Source organism: Streptomyces sp. NPDC002386 (assembly GCF_053593175.1).
Window position 1 is genome coordinate 369,540 of sequence record NZ_JBSFBX010000005.1, and the last position, 14,583, is coordinate 384,122.

Genomic DNA, 14,583 nt, shown 5'->3' on the forward strand with positions numbered 1-14,583 from the left:
AGCCAGTCCCACGGGACCCAACCGGTGCACCGCCCTTGATCCGAGGCCGGCCACGGCCTCGCTCGCGAGGCGACCCGTATCTCGGCAGTTCGTTTGGGACGGTCCTCCGTACAAATGGATCACTTGAGGCATCGGGTCGCAGGGGTGATCGTCCCAGGGCAGTGGTCCGCTGTGCTGTGGCCGCTCATCCGCGGGCTGTCTTCCTCGCCGTTCGAGGTCAGTCCTCGCCGGCCTGGACCATGGCTGCGTGCAACAACTTGGCCATCGATCGTCCCGCCACCCGCAGGGGTTCCGGATCACGGGCGGCGCGGCTGAGCATGAAAGCCCCCTCCAGCATCATGACCATCGAGTAGGCGAGGGACTGCGCCGCCTTCGGTTCGGCCACCCAGCGTTCGAACCACCGCGTCGCCGTGCCGACCCACTCCTCGAAGACCTCAGCCGTCGCGACCCGCAACACCTCGTTGCTGCTCGCCACCTCGAGGGCCACTGTCCCGATCGGGCACGCGTCGGCATAGTCCGCCGCCGCAAGGTCGTCGGCAGCCGCTTCGAACGCACGCACGAGGGACTCCGCCGGGTCCGGCGCGCTGTCCAGCAGAGCCAGGACCATTCGGCCGTACTCGGTTCCGGACGTGCGGATCATGTCCTCGGCCAGTTGCTGCTTGCCGCCGGGGAAAAAGTGGTAGACGCAGGGACTTCGCCAAATTCGCCACCGGGGCCCCCGGGCGCAGGACCCTGCTCGCCTGGAGCGAGCGACTGCGTGACTTCGACCGCCCGGTACTGGTCGTCTGGGCGACCGAGGACCGATTGATGCCGCGTGAGCACGGCCCCCGGCTGGCCGAGCTGTACCCGCAGGGCCGGCTGATCGAGATCGCCGACTCGTCCACCCTCGTCCCCGAGGACCAGCCCGAACGACTCGCCCAAGTACTCACCGACTTCCTGAGCCAAACCGGAGCGGAACCGGTCCGCCGCCTCTCCTGAGTGCGGGAGCGACGGGCGGGCGCATCCGGCGCCCGCCACCGCCTTTCCGCCGAGGTGGGAGACGTCGACCGCTCCTGGCCGTATCGAGCGCTCGCTGTGATCGTGTGCGGCGTTCTGAGGAGACCTGGCGGACAGCGGCATGCCCGCCCGCTCGCCCAGGCTGTCGCTCATCCACTGCGAACGTCCTCATCGGCTGAGTCGTGGAGCTGAGGTGCCTGGCCGGCGCACGGCATGCGCTCCACCACCCCTTCGGCCCCCTGACCGTGATCCCTATTCGTAGGTGGAGAGGGCCAGTCCGAGACCGAAGAAGGTGGGGGCCCATTCCCCGACGAAGATGCCCCACCGGTCTGCGCGCTCCTCACCCTTCTTCTCCACCTGCATGGAGGCGGTCCAGGAGATTACGGACAGGCCGATTGAGACGAATGCGGCGGCGTAGGCGTGCTCGGCTCGGATGCCGGACTCGTGCAGCTTCTTGACGATCATCGCAGGTTCGCTCCCTGGCTCAGCTGAAGTGATAGTTCAGCCTCAGCGCAGACGGCCGTCATCGGCGAGTGCTGGGGGACCGTTTGGTCCACTCGTGCACACGGCGTCGTCCGGTGTCGGCAAGCCGCGCTGCGCGGCCTGATCCCAGCCACCCGGGTAATCGTGTGGTAGTCGGCCTGCCTGGTTGCTGCGTCGGTGGGGTGGTAGGGCGGTGACGTGCGCTGCGCCGTCCGCCACCGCCCCGACGCCGAGAGCGGTGGCGACCGTTTCCCGGTGACCCTCCCCCCAGGTCATCGGATGGCCGCGCCCCTGGACAGCTGCTTCGGCCTGAGGGCGCGGCGTGAAACCCTGACCACCGCGAAAGGTGGATGTCGACGGCCGGGGTCCGCTCGGTGACAGCGGCGAGGTAGGGCCGTGACTGGCGGCCAAGCAGGATCGCCGCGGCCTCTCGTCGCGGACCCCCGGTCCTCAACCGGCGTAACGTCCACGGACGATGCTCTTGCCGGAATGATCGGGCTTGCCGTTGTAGGGCTGTACGGAAACGTCGACGACCGAGTACTCCCTGAGGTCGATGTTCTCCGGCACCGGCAGGGTGGCCTTTCCGTCGGGGTTCAGGACGCCCATGGACACGAGGTTCGTGTGGGAGCGGTCCATGAGCCACACCTCGAAGTAGCCCGAGGTCGTGGGAAGCCCCTTGACCTGTATGGTCAGGCTGCGGTGCGCTCCCGTACCGCGGAGACTCGCGTAGCCCGTCGACGAGGGGCGCAGGGAGTCGAGCGGCCTGCTGTGGGTGGCGGCCGCCGTACTGTCCCCATGAGTCACCCACCACGTGACCGTGCTCCCCGCCGTGGCGCCGAGCAGTGCCGCGCACGCGGCAAGAGCGACACTGAAGCGCGCGCGGCGTGAAAGCAGCGGCCGACGCGCTGCTCGTGGGGTGGGCGCACCGTGCTCGGCAGGAGACGCGATGCGCTCTTCCTCGGCAGCGGCGGTGACCGCATGAGGTCCTTCGGCGACGGCGGTGACAACGCCGGCAGGCGCTTGGGTCAGGGCGAGTTCGTCTGCGATCTCGGTCCACAACTCCGCCGGTGGCTCGAGGAGCCCGATGTCCTCGAGCTCCGGCGCCCGGCTCGCCGTGACGACGCGTCGAAGCGCTTCGAGTTCGCTGCGACAGGCCGGACAGGTCTGCGGGTGGAGGTCGTCGCTGTCTGAAGGGAGCTCTCCGAGCGCCATCAGGGCCAGCGTCTCCTCATCAGTGTGCTTCACCGTCCACCTCCAGTCGATGCTTCAAGCGCATCATCCCGCGCCGTGTATGACTCTTGACCGTTCCTAGCGGCATGCCCGTCCGCTGGGCGATCTGCGACTGGCTCAAGTCGTCGTAGAACGCCAGTCTCAGCACTGTCTGTTGAGGTGCGGGCAACTGGTCGAGCTCATCCATGATCACGATGTGGTCGACTACCGCATCCGCCGTCGCGGCTGATTGCACCTCGTTGTCAAGGGACGCGAACTCGGCGACAGCCTCATGGTTCCGCAGATTCCGCGACCGTCGCTCCAGTGCGTCAGCGGTCTTCTTGTACGTGATACCCACGAGCCACGTCTTGAGGGAGCCACGGTCAGGATCGAAGCCCTTTCGGCCCCTCCATGCCCCGACGAACACCTGCTGCGTTACATCCTTGGCCTCTTCGGAATCACCAAGCTTGCGAAAGGCCATGGTGAACAGCAGAGCCCCCCAGCGCCGGTAGGCCTCGGTCAGACATGCCTCGTCCCCATCGGCGAACCCTTGGGCCAGCAGATCATCGGACAATGGTCTGGTCACGGTCGCAACTTTAGCCGCCAGTACCTCAGATCCCGCCCAGAGCGCTGTCATCGGTCCACCCGTCCCGCCTCGATCACCAGATCGTTTCGGTAGCCCCTCACCTCGGCGGAGTACGGTCGGGTGCACGTCATTCGCGGCAACGCCGCCGCCCCCTCCGGACCGAACGCGCTCGCTGCCCCCAAGTGGTCCCTAGCGACCCCCTGTTGTCCTGCAGATATGACACGGGCCACCACCGCTGTCGATCCCAGAACCGATGAGCAGCGCCACCGGCCCTTTCGCTGAGGCTCGGCGGATTGCCCGGCCTGGGACGACTCCCGCACGCTCACCGCCTCGTTCGCACCGATCACCACAGGGCCGGACCTTGACGGCGGGGGAGCCGCCGAGGATTCAGAAGTCCCGCAGGACGCGCCGGCGGCGGGTCGACCCGATGACGCACAGCAGCATCGCGGCTCCGAACGCGACCAGCGATGCCGCGCCACCCCGGGGTGGCGGAGACGCATGCTCGATACCCGTAGAGAGCGCCTCGACCCGGGCCTGCTCATGAAACACCGCCATTTCAGCGTAAGGACGAAGGGCGCTGCTGCGCTGCGTGGGTGAATGAGTCGAGGACACATTCCGCCCTCGAGCCCGTTTCGGTTGCAGATCTACGAACGATCAAGGAAGTACAGGGGCCTGAGCGCTCAGGGAACTCCCAAAAACCGATGATTGGGTATGAAGCGGACTCATCTTGTGCATTCAAAATGCTGGGCTGTCGGCTGCATCCACTCCCGCGGCGGTGGCGGAATACGTCCCCGTCATCCGCTTCACCCGGTACAACACGGCTCAGGAGTGAACTGCCATGAACCGCACCGTACTTATTTCCGCCGCGTCTGCTGTCGCGGCTCTGGTGATCGCAGCGCCCACCGCCTCGGCGACGCCCCACACCGTTCACATCAAGGGCGGCCACACCTCCGTGACGGTGGCTCCGGCGATCGCCAAGGCGCTGCTGTCCAACGGAATTGTCCCGATCGTCACCCGCCCCGGTAAGCCCAGCCTCACCACCGTCGGTGGCCAGCCCACGCTGAAGGCCACCTACCCCGTGACCGGCGGTTCGCTGACCACCAGTCCCCTCGGCGGAAAGATCAAGCACAGCGGCGGGCTGAAGTTCACCAACGTCTTCAACGGCCGCTCTCTGGAGGTCAAGAACTTCACTGTCGACCTCACCAAGGCCAGGCTGACCGGCCTCGTCGCCGGCACCAAGACCCGCGTGCCCGTCTTCAAGCTCGACCTGTCAACCGCCCACGTCAAGCTCGGCAAGCACAAGGCCGACGCCACCAACGTCACCCTCAAGCTCACCAAGGAGGCAGCCGGCGCCCTCAACACCACCCTCAAGACCAAGGTCTTCAGCACCGGCCTGACCGTCGGAACCGCCGACACCCAGCCCACCTTCTGACCCACCCCCAGCAACACCAGCAGGCGGTGCCTGCACCTTCCGGCACCGCCTGCACCACTTCGTCAAGTCACCCATCGCCCAACTGCTTCACGGGCGCACCGGCGGCGGGACGGTCCATCCAGCCCGACCGCTCGGCGTCCTGGCGCAGGCGTAACTGGTGCCTGCTACAGGCCCGAGCCACGAACGGCGCTCTGACGGCTGGCTCGGTAGCGGCCCGGAGTGGTGCCGATGATGCTGGTGAACGCGGCGATGAAGCTGCTGGGGTTGGCCCATCCGCAGGCGTGGGAGGTTTGGGTGATGTCGTGCCCGTCGGCGAGAAGTACGAGCGCGTGATAAACGCGCAGCTGGGTGCGCCACTCGTAGAAGGTCATGCCGAGTTCCTCGCGCAGCAGCCGGCTGAGGGTGCGAGAGCTGGCTCCTGTCGTCTTTCCGAGTTCGGTCAGCGAGGCGTTGTCTGCCGGCTTCTCGGACAGCAGCCGCGCGATGGCTTGCAAGCGGTCGTCCTGTGGCTTCGGTAGGTGCAGCGGCTGCTCCTGCGTTTCCCGGAGTTCATCGATGAGGACCCGGAGGAGTCGAGAACGAGCGGCGCGGCTGTGAGTCGACCCGGCATGGCGGTATTCGTGCTGCTCGGTCAGTGCGAGCAGGACCTCGCGCGCCAGGCCGGAGGCCAGGAAGACGGCCGGTCGGTCCGGTATGAGTCGAGCCAGGGATGGGGCGAGAAAGACGATCCGCATGTCGGTGTCGCCGTGGGCGCGGTGCTGGTGCGTGTATCCCGCGGGCGTCCAGGCGATCCGGTCGGCCGGGACGATCGACGTGCCGCGGTCGGTATGAACCGCCAACACGCCGGTGGCCGCGTAGACCAGGTGTCCACGTGCGTGCGACTGCACCGCGCTTGTTCCGCCGGACGGCCAGAGGTGGCGTCCGCCGGATGGCCACACGTCTGACATTGTGGCGGTGATTCTGGGCGGTTGGCGGCTGTCGGGCATCAGGTGGCAGTTTATCGGTGGTCAGCCATGCACCGACGTGATGATCTGAAGTGGCTAGGAGCTGAACGACGCCCCGCAGGTCACTTCGCCGACGGCGCGCCCCGATGCGGTGGTTGGAGAGAGGAGAAGCCCATGGCGACGTTCGTCCTCGTCCCCGGCGGCTGGCACGGCTCATGGTCGTTCGACGCGGTGGTTCCGCTGCTGGAGCGTGCGGGGCACACCGTCCACGCCCTGACCCTGACCGGACTGCGGCCCGACGACGACACCGCGACGGTCGCGACCGCCAACCTTGACACCCACACCGACGACGTACTGCGCCTCCTCGACCGCGCTCACATCGCCGACGCGACGCTGGTCGGCCACAGCTACGGCGGCATGGTGATCACCGCCGCCGCCGATCGTGCCCGCGGCCGGGTCTCACGACTCGTGCATCTCGACGCCTACGTCCCGCGCGACGGCGAGTCGTGCTGGACGCTGACCACCGAGCGCTACCGGCAAGCTTTCATCACCGGCGCTGCCGGCACCGGCTACGCCGTGCTTCCGCCTGTCGGCGGCGATCCCCGCCGCCGTCCCCATCCGCTCGCCTCGTTCCTGCAGAGGGTCCGGCTTACCGGTGCTGTCGACCTCGTGCCCCGTCGCGAGTTCATCTTCTGCTCCGGATGGATGGACCGCACTCCCTTCACCGAAGTCCGCGCCCGACTTCAAGTGGATCCGGGCTGGCACGTGCACGAACTCCCCACCGGCCACAATGCGATGGGTGAGGCCCCGGACGCCGTCGCCGAACTGCTGACCTGAGTAGCCCGGGGCCGCCTCTGTCGTCAGGCGAAGGCCGGTGTTCTCAGCCCGGACACGGCACTGGTCATGCTGACCATTGGCGGAAACGACATCTCGGAGACCGCGGGCGCCCTTGGGGAAGTGGACGACGACGAGGTGACGACGATGGCGGAAACCCTCGGAGGGAAGCGCCCTCATCCACCCTTCCGGCCTTGCCGCTACTCGAGTGCGGCCGCCTCGGCTGCCGCCATCTCCGCCTCTTCACGGCGTCCGAGCTCGGCCAGGTGGTCCGCCTGCTTACGCAGGGCCTTCGCAAGGAGGGGGATGAACATGCCGGGCCGGTCAGTGGCCAGACGGCGCCGGATGGTGACGGCCTCCCTGACGGCCGTCACCGCCTCCTCGTGACGGTCCAGAGCGAAAAGCCGCGACGAGCGGTTGCTCAGGGAGGTGGCGAGGTGGGGCTCGTACACGGTGGGCTGAACGATAGTCAGGCGGCGGCGGATCGCCACGGCCTCGGTGATCGCTGCGAGAGCTTCTTCACGACGATCGACCTTCCCCAGACGGACGGCCAGGTTGTTGAGGCTGAAGGCCAGCGCGGGCAGAGCGGCGTCCGGAAGGCTGTCGGCGAGCCGACGGCGAAGCTCCACGGCCTCCTCCGAGGCGGCCAATGCCTCCTCGTACCGGCCAACGGCCACCAGGCGGGTGGAAAGAACGGTCAAGTTGGTGGAAAGGGCGAACCAGTATTGCTCGGGCTGTGCGGCGACCAACTCGCGACGGATGGCCACCGCTTCCCGCACCGCGCTCAACGCCTCCGTTGCCCGTCCATCCCGCCCCAGCCGAACCGAGAGGTTGTTGAGACTTTTCGCGAGATCATTGCGATACCGGTCGGGTCGTTCACTGGCCAGTTCCCCGCGGATCTGCACGGCTTCCTTGATGGCGGTCAGCGACTCCTCTTGTCGGCCCAGCGCGGCTAGGCGCAAACTCAGGCCGTTGACACTTTCGGCGAGGTGCGCCCGGTCTTCGATCAGGGGCGACGAGCGCCGCGCGCACAGCTTGCGCCAGATGGCTACAGCCTCCCGACTGGCGTCCAGTCCCTCCTCGTACCGACGCAGCACCGCAAGTCGCTGCGAGGCGCGGTCCAGGGCGCGCGCGTACGCGGCCGGCCGGGCGGGGCCGTCGATGTGGCCGCGGTGGTGCTGCACGAGGCGTAGCAGCAGCTGGGCCGCGACGTCAGCGAGGTGGTGGCTGTGTTGCGGCAGACGGTCGGCCAGGTTCTCCAAGAGGGCACCCGAGACGGCCGGGTCGTCGGTGACACGGCGCAGGGCCTCCACCAGCGGCCCCGGATTCTCTGTGCGGGTGGCGACCTCGACGGCCGGCGCGGCGAGCAGGCCGGGGTGCGCGGCGCACAGCGCAGACAGATCGGGGCCGAGCCGGTCGCGTAGGTCGGGCTGGGCGGCCGCCCGGGTGAGGACGGTGAGCAGGCGGGTGGCCTGGGTTGGGCCGGATCCTGGCAGCAGACTCTCCAGCAGGCGCGGATGGCGGTCCAGGTGCTGCCCGAGGAAGCGCTCGGCGAGCCGGTCGGGCTGGAGGCCGTCCCACACACGGGCATCGTCGGGCGGATACAAGGCGCGGATCCAAGCACGCACGGCGCCCCGCCGGTCGCGGGGCTGGTCGGACAGGTTGGGTACCCTCGCCAAGAGCTCGTCCGCCTCGTCCCCGTCGTCCGCCCCGAGAAGGAACGCGGCGGCCAGGGCGTCGACGAGGGTGCTCATGGTGAGCTGCGGGTGGAGATTGTGCGCCTTCGCCGCGGTCGTCCAGTATCGGCGTTCGTGACGCAGCAACCTGTCCTCGACAGTTTCGGTGCCACCGGCGCCAGGGACCGGCCTGTCCACGTAGTCGGTAGCGCCCAGGTCATCGGTAGCCGTGCCGGTGGCCGCGTCGAGGAGATCGGCCAGGACGGTCATGTGCAGGGTGAGGGCGCCCGCGAAGCCGGGCGCGCCCAGCACCGGCACGGACAAATTCGCGGTCAAGTCGGACCAGGGGTGATCTTGCCAACCCCGCACATGCCCCAGTTCCGTGGCGAATCCGTCCGCCGCCTCGCGGTAGGCCGTCTCCCGGTCGTCTGCTTGCGGCTCCAGCGGTTTGAGCGCGGTCACGGGAGCCCCATCGAGCAGGTCCTCAGCCTCGAAGGTGTCGCCGCGCAGATCATCCCACCAGCCTTCGGCGGTCCGGGCCAGCAGGACCAGCTTGATGCGGGTATGGCCGCCGTTCCGGGCCAATACGGCCAGCAAAGCAGAGACTTGGCGGGGACGTGTCTCGGCGTAGTCGACTACCACCAGGGTGGGGACCGCGGCTGCTGCAAGTACCGCCAGGCCGTCGATGGGGGCGTCGGCATGTAGCCACAGGGTGGCCCACCTGGGCGAACCTTGCTCGAGTTCGGTGGCGAGTTGATGGGCCAGACGCGTCTTGCCCTGGCCGGCCGGGCCGTGTACCAGCCAGGCGCCGAAGCCCGGCTCGTCGCACCACGCGTGCATTCGTCTCAGCAATTCCCGCCGACCCCGAAACGGCACGACAGCCCGCCGGGCCCGCAGCATGACGGCGGGGGACGCCAGAAGGCCCCCCGTCGGGCGACTGTCGTTGGTGTCGGCCAAATGCTGCCACTCCACCGGGTCCAGCGGTTCCCCGCCATACCGTGCCGCGCCGTGCTCGGCCAAGGCCGCCCGGAAGGCCGGAGCGTGGTGGAGGACGTAAGCCGGCACGACAGCGAGACCAGCGTGCCCGAATCCAGCTAGGTCGGCAGCCACTACCCCGGTGAGCAGGTCACCGCTGAAGACCGCAGCCCCGGACACACCACTCCAGGGAGAAGTGCCATCGGGCGTCGGAGCGGGCACTTCCCGCAAGTTGACGACGTGCCGGTTGTCGACCCGGCCGGTTAGTGGGTTAAGGGTGCCGGTCGCCTGCCATACCTCGCGAGGACGGTCGGAACGCTGAATGATCTCTGGCATCCCAGCAATCTCACAGGGCGTGCCGGGACGGTCGGTCACCAGTCGCCCCCAGGCAGGCGCGGCGCCGTCCGGCGGAACCCATGCCGGATCGGTGATGGACAGCAGAGCCGCATCGTCCCGGCCACCAGGAGTGCCACGCCAGGCCACACTGGCCCGGTACCTGGCTCCGTCGCCCGGCCTGAGCACCTCTGTCTCCGCAGCATCCGGGACGACGTGTGCCGAGGTCAGAACAAGTCGGGAACCGATCACGTACCCTGAGCCTCGCGTGCGTGCGCCCTCCACGGCCACCACACGCTGACGGTGCATCGGGTCCTCCTCCCGGACGCTTCGGTGAGCCGCGCAGGACAGCTGCGAAGTCGTCCTCCGTACCCGGATCAGTCCGGGATACGGTCCTCCGCATGCGCGGGAATGGTGGGCTGGTCGGCGGTACCGCTGACAAGAAGGTCACCGCCGGTCGCCTTGCGCGGGGTAAGCGTGAACGACACCCGGTGGGTGCGACCTCGGGACACGCCCGCCTCGGTCTCCGCGCCGACCGTCCAGAGCCGGAAGCCCGCCTTCGCCTTCGCGTCCGCCCGGATCTCCACCTCGAACTCCATCTCCACGGGCCCGACCGCAAAGACCAGATCGGGGTGGCTGCTGCCCGCACCCGCGGCCTCGATCAGCTCGTCGCGCACCGCAGCGACCGCCTTCACCAAGGGAATGTCCACGAACCCCGCCCCTCTTCGTTCCGCCCCCGCCGTCCGGACACCACCGTAGAGCGTTCGAGTCCCTCACGCAGACGAAAGCTGAGGCATGATGCGGCAGCACGCCGCCCAAGCGTCACGTGACCTGTGGCAGCTCAGCATCGGGTACCTGACGGAGACTCACCAGGTGCGGGGTGAGGCGGTGCGGCCCAGTGGCTACGAACACTTCCCTCACATCCGTCGGACCGTCGGCGATCTTGTCGCCGTCATGGAACCGGATGAGGTCGTACCAGTCGCCGCAGACGTTGAGGGAGTCGACCTCGGACCGGTGGCGCACCGCGCCCCGGTGACGGCCGACGGGGGCCGGGACGGGGAGCTCGGCGCGCTGGAGCCCGAGGGTGACCTCGCGCTCGCAGGCGGCCATTGACTTCGTGCAGCTGCCGCACCCGGCTGATCAGCGGGGCCGTGCCAGGCGTTCCTGGAGGCGGGCGTGCCGGAACTGATACACCGGGCCGGTCGCCCGGAGCAGGTTGCGGCGGCGGGCGTCCTCCAAGAACGCCATCAGGCGCACGGGGGTGCCCTCGCGGGCGGAGAGCTGAAGGGCGGTGGCGGCGGTGGCGACGGCCGTGTTGCAGGCCGGGCCGGCCATGACGGCCGTCAGCAGCCCACCCGAGAACGCGGCCAGCGCGCCCAGGGGCGAGCCGAAGAACCAGGCGACCAGAGGCCCAGCCAGCAGCCCTGCCGCGACCCCGGTCAACAGGCCGAGGACGAGACGCAGTCCGAGGTGATGCCGCCATACATCCCTGGGCCCGACCGAACGGGTGTCCTGCAACGGTGGGCGGTTGTAGTGGTCCCGTACATCGTCGTACCAGGAGCCCGCCCCGGCGGACAGGAACGGCACGCCCACCACGATCTGGTGGCCGCGGCCCGTCACCAGCACCCCGGTGTACCCGAGCGGCAGAGTGGTGAGAAAGCAGAGCCACGCGGGCGGCGGGTTGTCGCCCGGGAGCAGGGGGGCGCTCAGTGTCGTCGCGGTGCCGAGGACCAGCCACTCCACCACGCCCGAGGCGATCGCTCCCGGAGTGAAGATGTCCCGCCAGCCGGCACTCTGCAACGGCTGCGGATCACTGAGTTCCGCGAAGCGGTCGCCGGCCGCCCAGCCGCCCAGAACCGCGCCCGGGACCGCGAGCAGCACGGTGGACAGGGTGGGGGACGTCAGCCACATCACGACGAAGGTGGGCACCCCGCACACCACGCTGACCAGCGCCCACATGGCGAGCCGTCTGGGTCGGACCTCAGCCCACCCCGTCATGTGCCACCACCGCAGGTCCCGGTCTCCTTCGCCGGAGAGGCGCCGCGCGACGAACCGCAGGGTCAGCTCCGCCGTCTCGGCGGACCAGCGGGGTGCCGGCGTGCCGGGCCGCGGGGCGTAGGCGGCGGTGACGGCGTGGTCCAGGAGATGGTTCTCGACTTCGGTGGACGTGCCGAAGCCGGCGCTGTCGAGGAGTTCGTCCACCGGACCGTCGTCGGCGTAGATGTCCCGCACCAAGGTGATCGCCAGCGGCTTGGCGAGGGCGCGGGCCACCGGGCTGTCCGGTGCGTGGAGCAGCCGGTCGGTGAGCGCCCGCCACGCGGCGGGCGCCGGGTCGGGCAGCTGGTCGAGCAGGTAGGTGGCGGCCTCGGCCGGCTCGACGGGCTGGATCTCCAGCGCCACGGCGCTGCCCAGCCGGGCGCACCTCTTCGCGGTCAGTACGGCCTCCAGCGCCCGGGAGACCAGCACCAGCCGGCACGGAGCCTGCGCCAGCGCGGTCACCATGGCGCCCCGCAGCTTGTTGCCGTCGACCTCGTCGAGCCCGTCCAGGAACAACGCCACCCGTCCGGACTCCAGGAGCTGCCGGGCCCGCCCGCGCCCGCCCCGCCCGGCGAACAGCGTGTACTCCCGAGCCAGCCGTTGCGCCGCCCACTCCGTCGGCTTCTCCCGGGCCGGGTCCCAGCCGTCGAGCGTCAGCAGCACCGGCACCGGGACACGTGCCCGCTCCTTCGCACTGAGGTCCGGCCGGGCGCGGTGGCGCAGCGCGGCCAGCAGAAGCAGCACCGTGGTGGCCGTCTTGCCCACCGCAGGCGCACCCAGCAGAAGCAGCCGACCCGAGGCCAACCCGCCGTAAACGGCGTGCAGTTCGTCCAGCCCGCCACCGGCCCGCAGCCGCTCCTGGGTCACCGCCGCCAGGCCGGGCAGCGGTTCGAACCGGGCCCACCGGCCCTTGGCGGTCGCCGCGCCGACGGGGCCCGACAGGTCCCGGCCGGTCACCCGCCAGCGCGGCGGCAGCGGAGGCGGCTCCAGCAGCCGCCGCAGCCCGGCCTCCTCCTGCCACTGCGTCCAGACGGCGCGGGCCAGCTCGTCGGCTGCGGCGTCCAGCGGGGACGGGGGCTCGGATCCGTGATGGTGATGGACGTTCTGTGTGCTGCCGGCGCCGGTCTGCAGGGCGACCGGCCCGTGAAAGGCGTTGCCGCCCACCCCGTCCGGCCCGGCACCGGACCCGCTCATCCCGCCGTCCCGAAGCGGATGTCCTGGGTGCTGTGCGCACCCGTCTGGAAGGCGACCGGCCCGCGAAAGGTGTTCCCGGACACCGCCCCGCCGGTCTCCTCGCCCCCGGCCCGCGTCCGCAGTGCGTCGATTCCGGCCAACAGCTCCTCCCGCTCCGCCGCCGCCACACTCGCCAGCAGCGCGGCGAACTCCCCGCGCCACGCGCGCGCCTGCACCTCGCGCTGCCACTCCCGTCGCCCCTCGTCCTCGCCCGACGCCAGCGCGGCGGCGGTGCGGTCCAGCCGCTGCAGCGCCTCACCCTCCCGGTCCGGGTCACCGCAACCGACCAGTCGGGCACACCTCGTCCGGAACCACGCCCACAGGTCCGAACCGGCGGCTTCCACCACTGCGGTGCCCCCCGCCGCGGCGGCAGCCGTCATCACCTCGTCAAGCATCGTCAAACCCCCCAGTCCGGCTTTAACTTCCTGAACGTCCTGAATCAGGACAGGGACCCTAGCGCGGCGCGCACTCGAACCAGATGGTTTTCCCGATTCCAGGACCGGGCACCACGCAGAGGCGTCCAGTCGATGTGTCGCGGCTTGTCGAAACCGGCGCGCCGGCACCGGTGGTGCTTGCTGCGCATGGCTGTGACCCACACTCTCGAAACACGCCCCAGCGCTCGCTTCGTGCCGAGCCAGAGATCGTCAGCTGCACGAGGTTGATACGCAGGGTGTCTGGCTGAGATCCACGAATATGGCGGAGACGGGGCCCGGAATGGGTACCGTCGGTCGCGCGGGTTGCTGTTGAGCTGGGCCGAAGTTTCTGCGCGGGAACGGGACGCGATCCGAGGCCATCGGGCTTCCGGCAAACCCTGATCGATAGCGTGTTAGCGTCGCGGAGGAGGCTCATAGGTGCCTGCCCCGGACGAGATGTGAGCCGTGCCCGGCCCGCTAAGACGACGCACTCAAGGAGACGTCATGGGTGCCGATAGTTCCCTGATCGACTTCGAGGGGGCCAAGCCGAGGCCTGGTGCGCTGGACGTGCGGTGGATTCACGGCTCGCCGTCGGCCAAGCACAACGCCGATCCGGACATCCAGGTCCACGGCTGTGACGAGCACACGTTCATCCTCCGGCAGAACATGGCGATCGACTACGAGGCGCCGTTCTTGTTCCTGCTGTTCGGCAATGAGCGGGCGGTACTGATCGACACCGGTGCCACCGAATCCGCCGAGTTCTTCCCTCTTCGCCAGGTGGTCGACGAGCTCATGGAGTCCTGGCTCGCGTGTCACCCACGGGACGGCTACCAATTGCTCGTGCTGCACACTCACCCGCACGGTGATCATGTCGCAGGTGACGACCAGTTCTCCGATCGTCCTGACACCACGGTTGTCGGTGCGGAGTCGGCCGCCGCCTGGCCGTATTTCGGATTTGCCACCGACCCTGATGCTGTGGCGCGCATCGACCTCGGGGGGAGGGTGCTGGAGTGTCTGGCGACCCCGGGCCACCACGAAGCGGCGGTGACGTTCTACGATCCGTGGACCGGTTTCCTTCTCACCGGTGACACGGTCTACCCCGGCCGGCTCTACATCGACGACTGGCCGGCATTCATCCGGACGATCGATCGCTTGATCGACTTCTGCGACCACCGGACGGTCACCCACGTCCTCGGCTGCCACATCGAGATGTCCCGGCAACCTGGTGTGGACTATCCGATCCGTACTGTCTATCAGCCTGACGAGCCACCGCTGCAGATGACCACCGACCACCTGCGCGAGATCCGCAGAGCGCTGGAAGAGATCGGCGACCAGCCGCGTCGTCGGGCCTTCCCGCTCTTCGTCCTGTGCCCTAGCACCTGAGGGCATCGCGGTTGGCCGGCAGCATGAGGCCAGAACACGTCGCGGCTGG

13 protein-coding genes, 1 pseudogene and 1 riboswitch are annotated in these 14,583 nt (G+C 69.1%); of the genes and pseudogenes, 4 read left to right on the forward strand and 10 right to left on the reverse strand.

Features of this window, described 5'->3' with window-relative positions; all coding sequences use genetic code 11:
• Positions 1-217: 217 nt before the first annotated feature.
• Entirely contained in the window at positions 218-640 is a 423-nt protein-coding gene (locus tag ACWCPN_RS13685) for an LmrA/YxaF family transcription factor (protein WP_451205130.1), read from the reverse strand.
• Positions 641-684: 44 nt separating this feature from the next.
• Here ACWCPN_RS13685 and ACWCPN_RS13690 point away from each other — a divergent pair.
• Positions 685-978 (forward strand): annotated as a pseudogene (locus tag ACWCPN_RS13690) (alpha/beta fold hydrolase); the annotation flags it as partial.
• 270 nt (positions 979-1,248) lie between these two features.
• Here ACWCPN_RS13690 and ACWCPN_RS13695 read toward each other — a convergent pair.
• The 3 genes from ACWCPN_RS13695 to ACWCPN_RS13705 all read right to left on the reverse strand — a co-directional run bounded on the left by ACWCPN_RS13695 (position 1,249) and on the right by ACWCPN_RS13705 (position 3,274).
• The gene (locus ACWCPN_RS13695) at positions 1,249-1,461 is read right to left on the reverse strand and encodes a hypothetical protein (protein ID WP_199213319.1); all 213 of its coding nucleotides are present in this window, start codon (positions 1,459-1,461) and stop codon (positions 1,249-1,251) included.
• A gap of 468 nt (positions 1,462-1,929) precedes the next feature.
• The gene (locus tag ACWCPN_RS13700; RefSeq protein WP_451205133.1) at positions 1,930-2,724 is read right to left on the reverse strand and encodes an anti-sigma factor; all 795 of its coding nucleotides are present in this window, start codon (positions 2,722-2,724) and stop codon (positions 1,930-1,932) included.
• Positions 2,711-3,274, reverse strand: coding sequence for a sigma-70 family RNA polymerase sigma factor (locus tag ACWCPN_RS13705; RefSeq protein ID WP_451205136.1), 564 nt, complete (start codon positions 3,272-3,274; stop codon positions 2,711-2,713). Before ACWCPN_RS13705 ends, ACWCPN_RS13700 begins: the two co-directional genes overlap by 14 nt.
• An 838-nt stretch (positions 3,275-4,112) precedes the next feature.
• Between ACWCPN_RS13705 and ACWCPN_RS13710 the strand changes: the two genes are divergently transcribed.
• Positions 4,113-4,706, forward strand: a complete 594-nt coding sequence (locus ACWCPN_RS13710) for a hypothetical protein (RefSeq protein WP_451205139.1) — start codon at positions 4,113-4,115, stop codon at positions 4,704-4,706.
• A gap of 164 nt (positions 4,707-4,870) precedes the next feature.
• Here the strand turns inward: ACWCPN_RS13710 and ACWCPN_RS13715 are convergent, their stop codons facing one another.
• Positions 4,871-5,593 carry an AraC family transcriptional regulator gene (locus ACWCPN_RS13715; RefSeq protein ID WP_451205142.1) on the reverse strand — a complete coding sequence of 241 codons (723 nt, stop codon included), beginning with the start codon at positions 5,591-5,593 and terminating at the stop codon, positions 4,871-4,873.
• Between the two features lie 231 nt (positions 5,594-5,824).
• On the opposite strand from ACWCPN_RS13715, the gene ACWCPN_RS13720 reads away from it, so the two are divergent.
• Positions 5,825-6,487: an alpha/beta fold hydrolase gene (locus tag ACWCPN_RS13720; protein ID WP_451205145.1), complete on the forward strand. Its 663-nt coding sequence runs from the start codon at positions 5,825-5,827 to the stop codon at positions 6,485-6,487.
• Between the two features lie 197 nt (positions 6,488-6,684).
• Here the strand turns inward: ACWCPN_RS13720 and ACWCPN_RS13725 are convergent, their stop codons facing one another.
• The 5 genes from ACWCPN_RS13725 to ACWCPN_RS13745 form a co-directional block, all read right to left on the reverse strand.
• Positions 6,685-9,777 (reverse strand): tetratricopeptide repeat protein, encoded by a 3,093-nt coding sequence (locus ACWCPN_RS13725; protein WP_451205148.1) that lies wholly within the window; start codon positions 9,775-9,777, stop codon positions 6,685-6,687.
• Between the two features lie 68 nt (positions 9,778-9,845).
• Positions 9,846-10,178, reverse strand: coding sequence for a trypco2 family protein (locus tag ACWCPN_RS13730; protein ID WP_365125627.1), 333 nt, complete (start codon positions 10,176-10,178; stop codon positions 9,846-9,848).
• A 112-nt stretch (positions 10,179-10,290) separates the two neighbouring features.
• On the reverse strand, positions 10,291-10,578 hold the full coding sequence (locus ACWCPN_RS13735) for a hypothetical protein (RefSeq protein ID WP_451205151.1): 288 nt from the start codon (positions 10,576-10,578) through the stop codon (positions 10,291-10,293).
• A gap of 30 nt (positions 10,579-10,608) precedes the next feature.
• Entirely contained in the window at positions 10,609-12,699 is a 2,091-nt protein-coding gene (locus ACWCPN_RS13740; RefSeq protein WP_451205153.1) for a hypothetical protein, read from the reverse strand.
• Entirely contained in the window at positions 12,696-13,133 is a 438-nt protein-coding gene (locus ACWCPN_RS13745; RefSeq protein ID WP_451205156.1) for a hypothetical protein, read from the reverse strand. Before ACWCPN_RS13745 ends, ACWCPN_RS13740 begins: the two co-directional genes overlap by 4 nt.
• A gap of 442 nt (positions 13,134-13,575) precedes the next feature.
• Positions 13,576-13,643: riboswitch (guanidine-III (ykkC-III) riboswitch) on the forward strand.
• A gap of 12 nt (positions 13,644-13,655) precedes the next feature.
• Here ACWCPN_RS13745 and ACWCPN_RS13750 point away from each other — a divergent pair.
• The gene (locus tag ACWCPN_RS13750) at positions 13,656-14,534 is read left to right on the forward strand and encodes an MBL fold metallo-hydrolase (RefSeq protein ID WP_451205158.1); all 879 of its coding nucleotides are present in this window, start codon (positions 13,656-13,658) and stop codon (positions 14,532-14,534) included.
• Positions 14,535-14,583 lie beyond the last annotated feature (49 nt).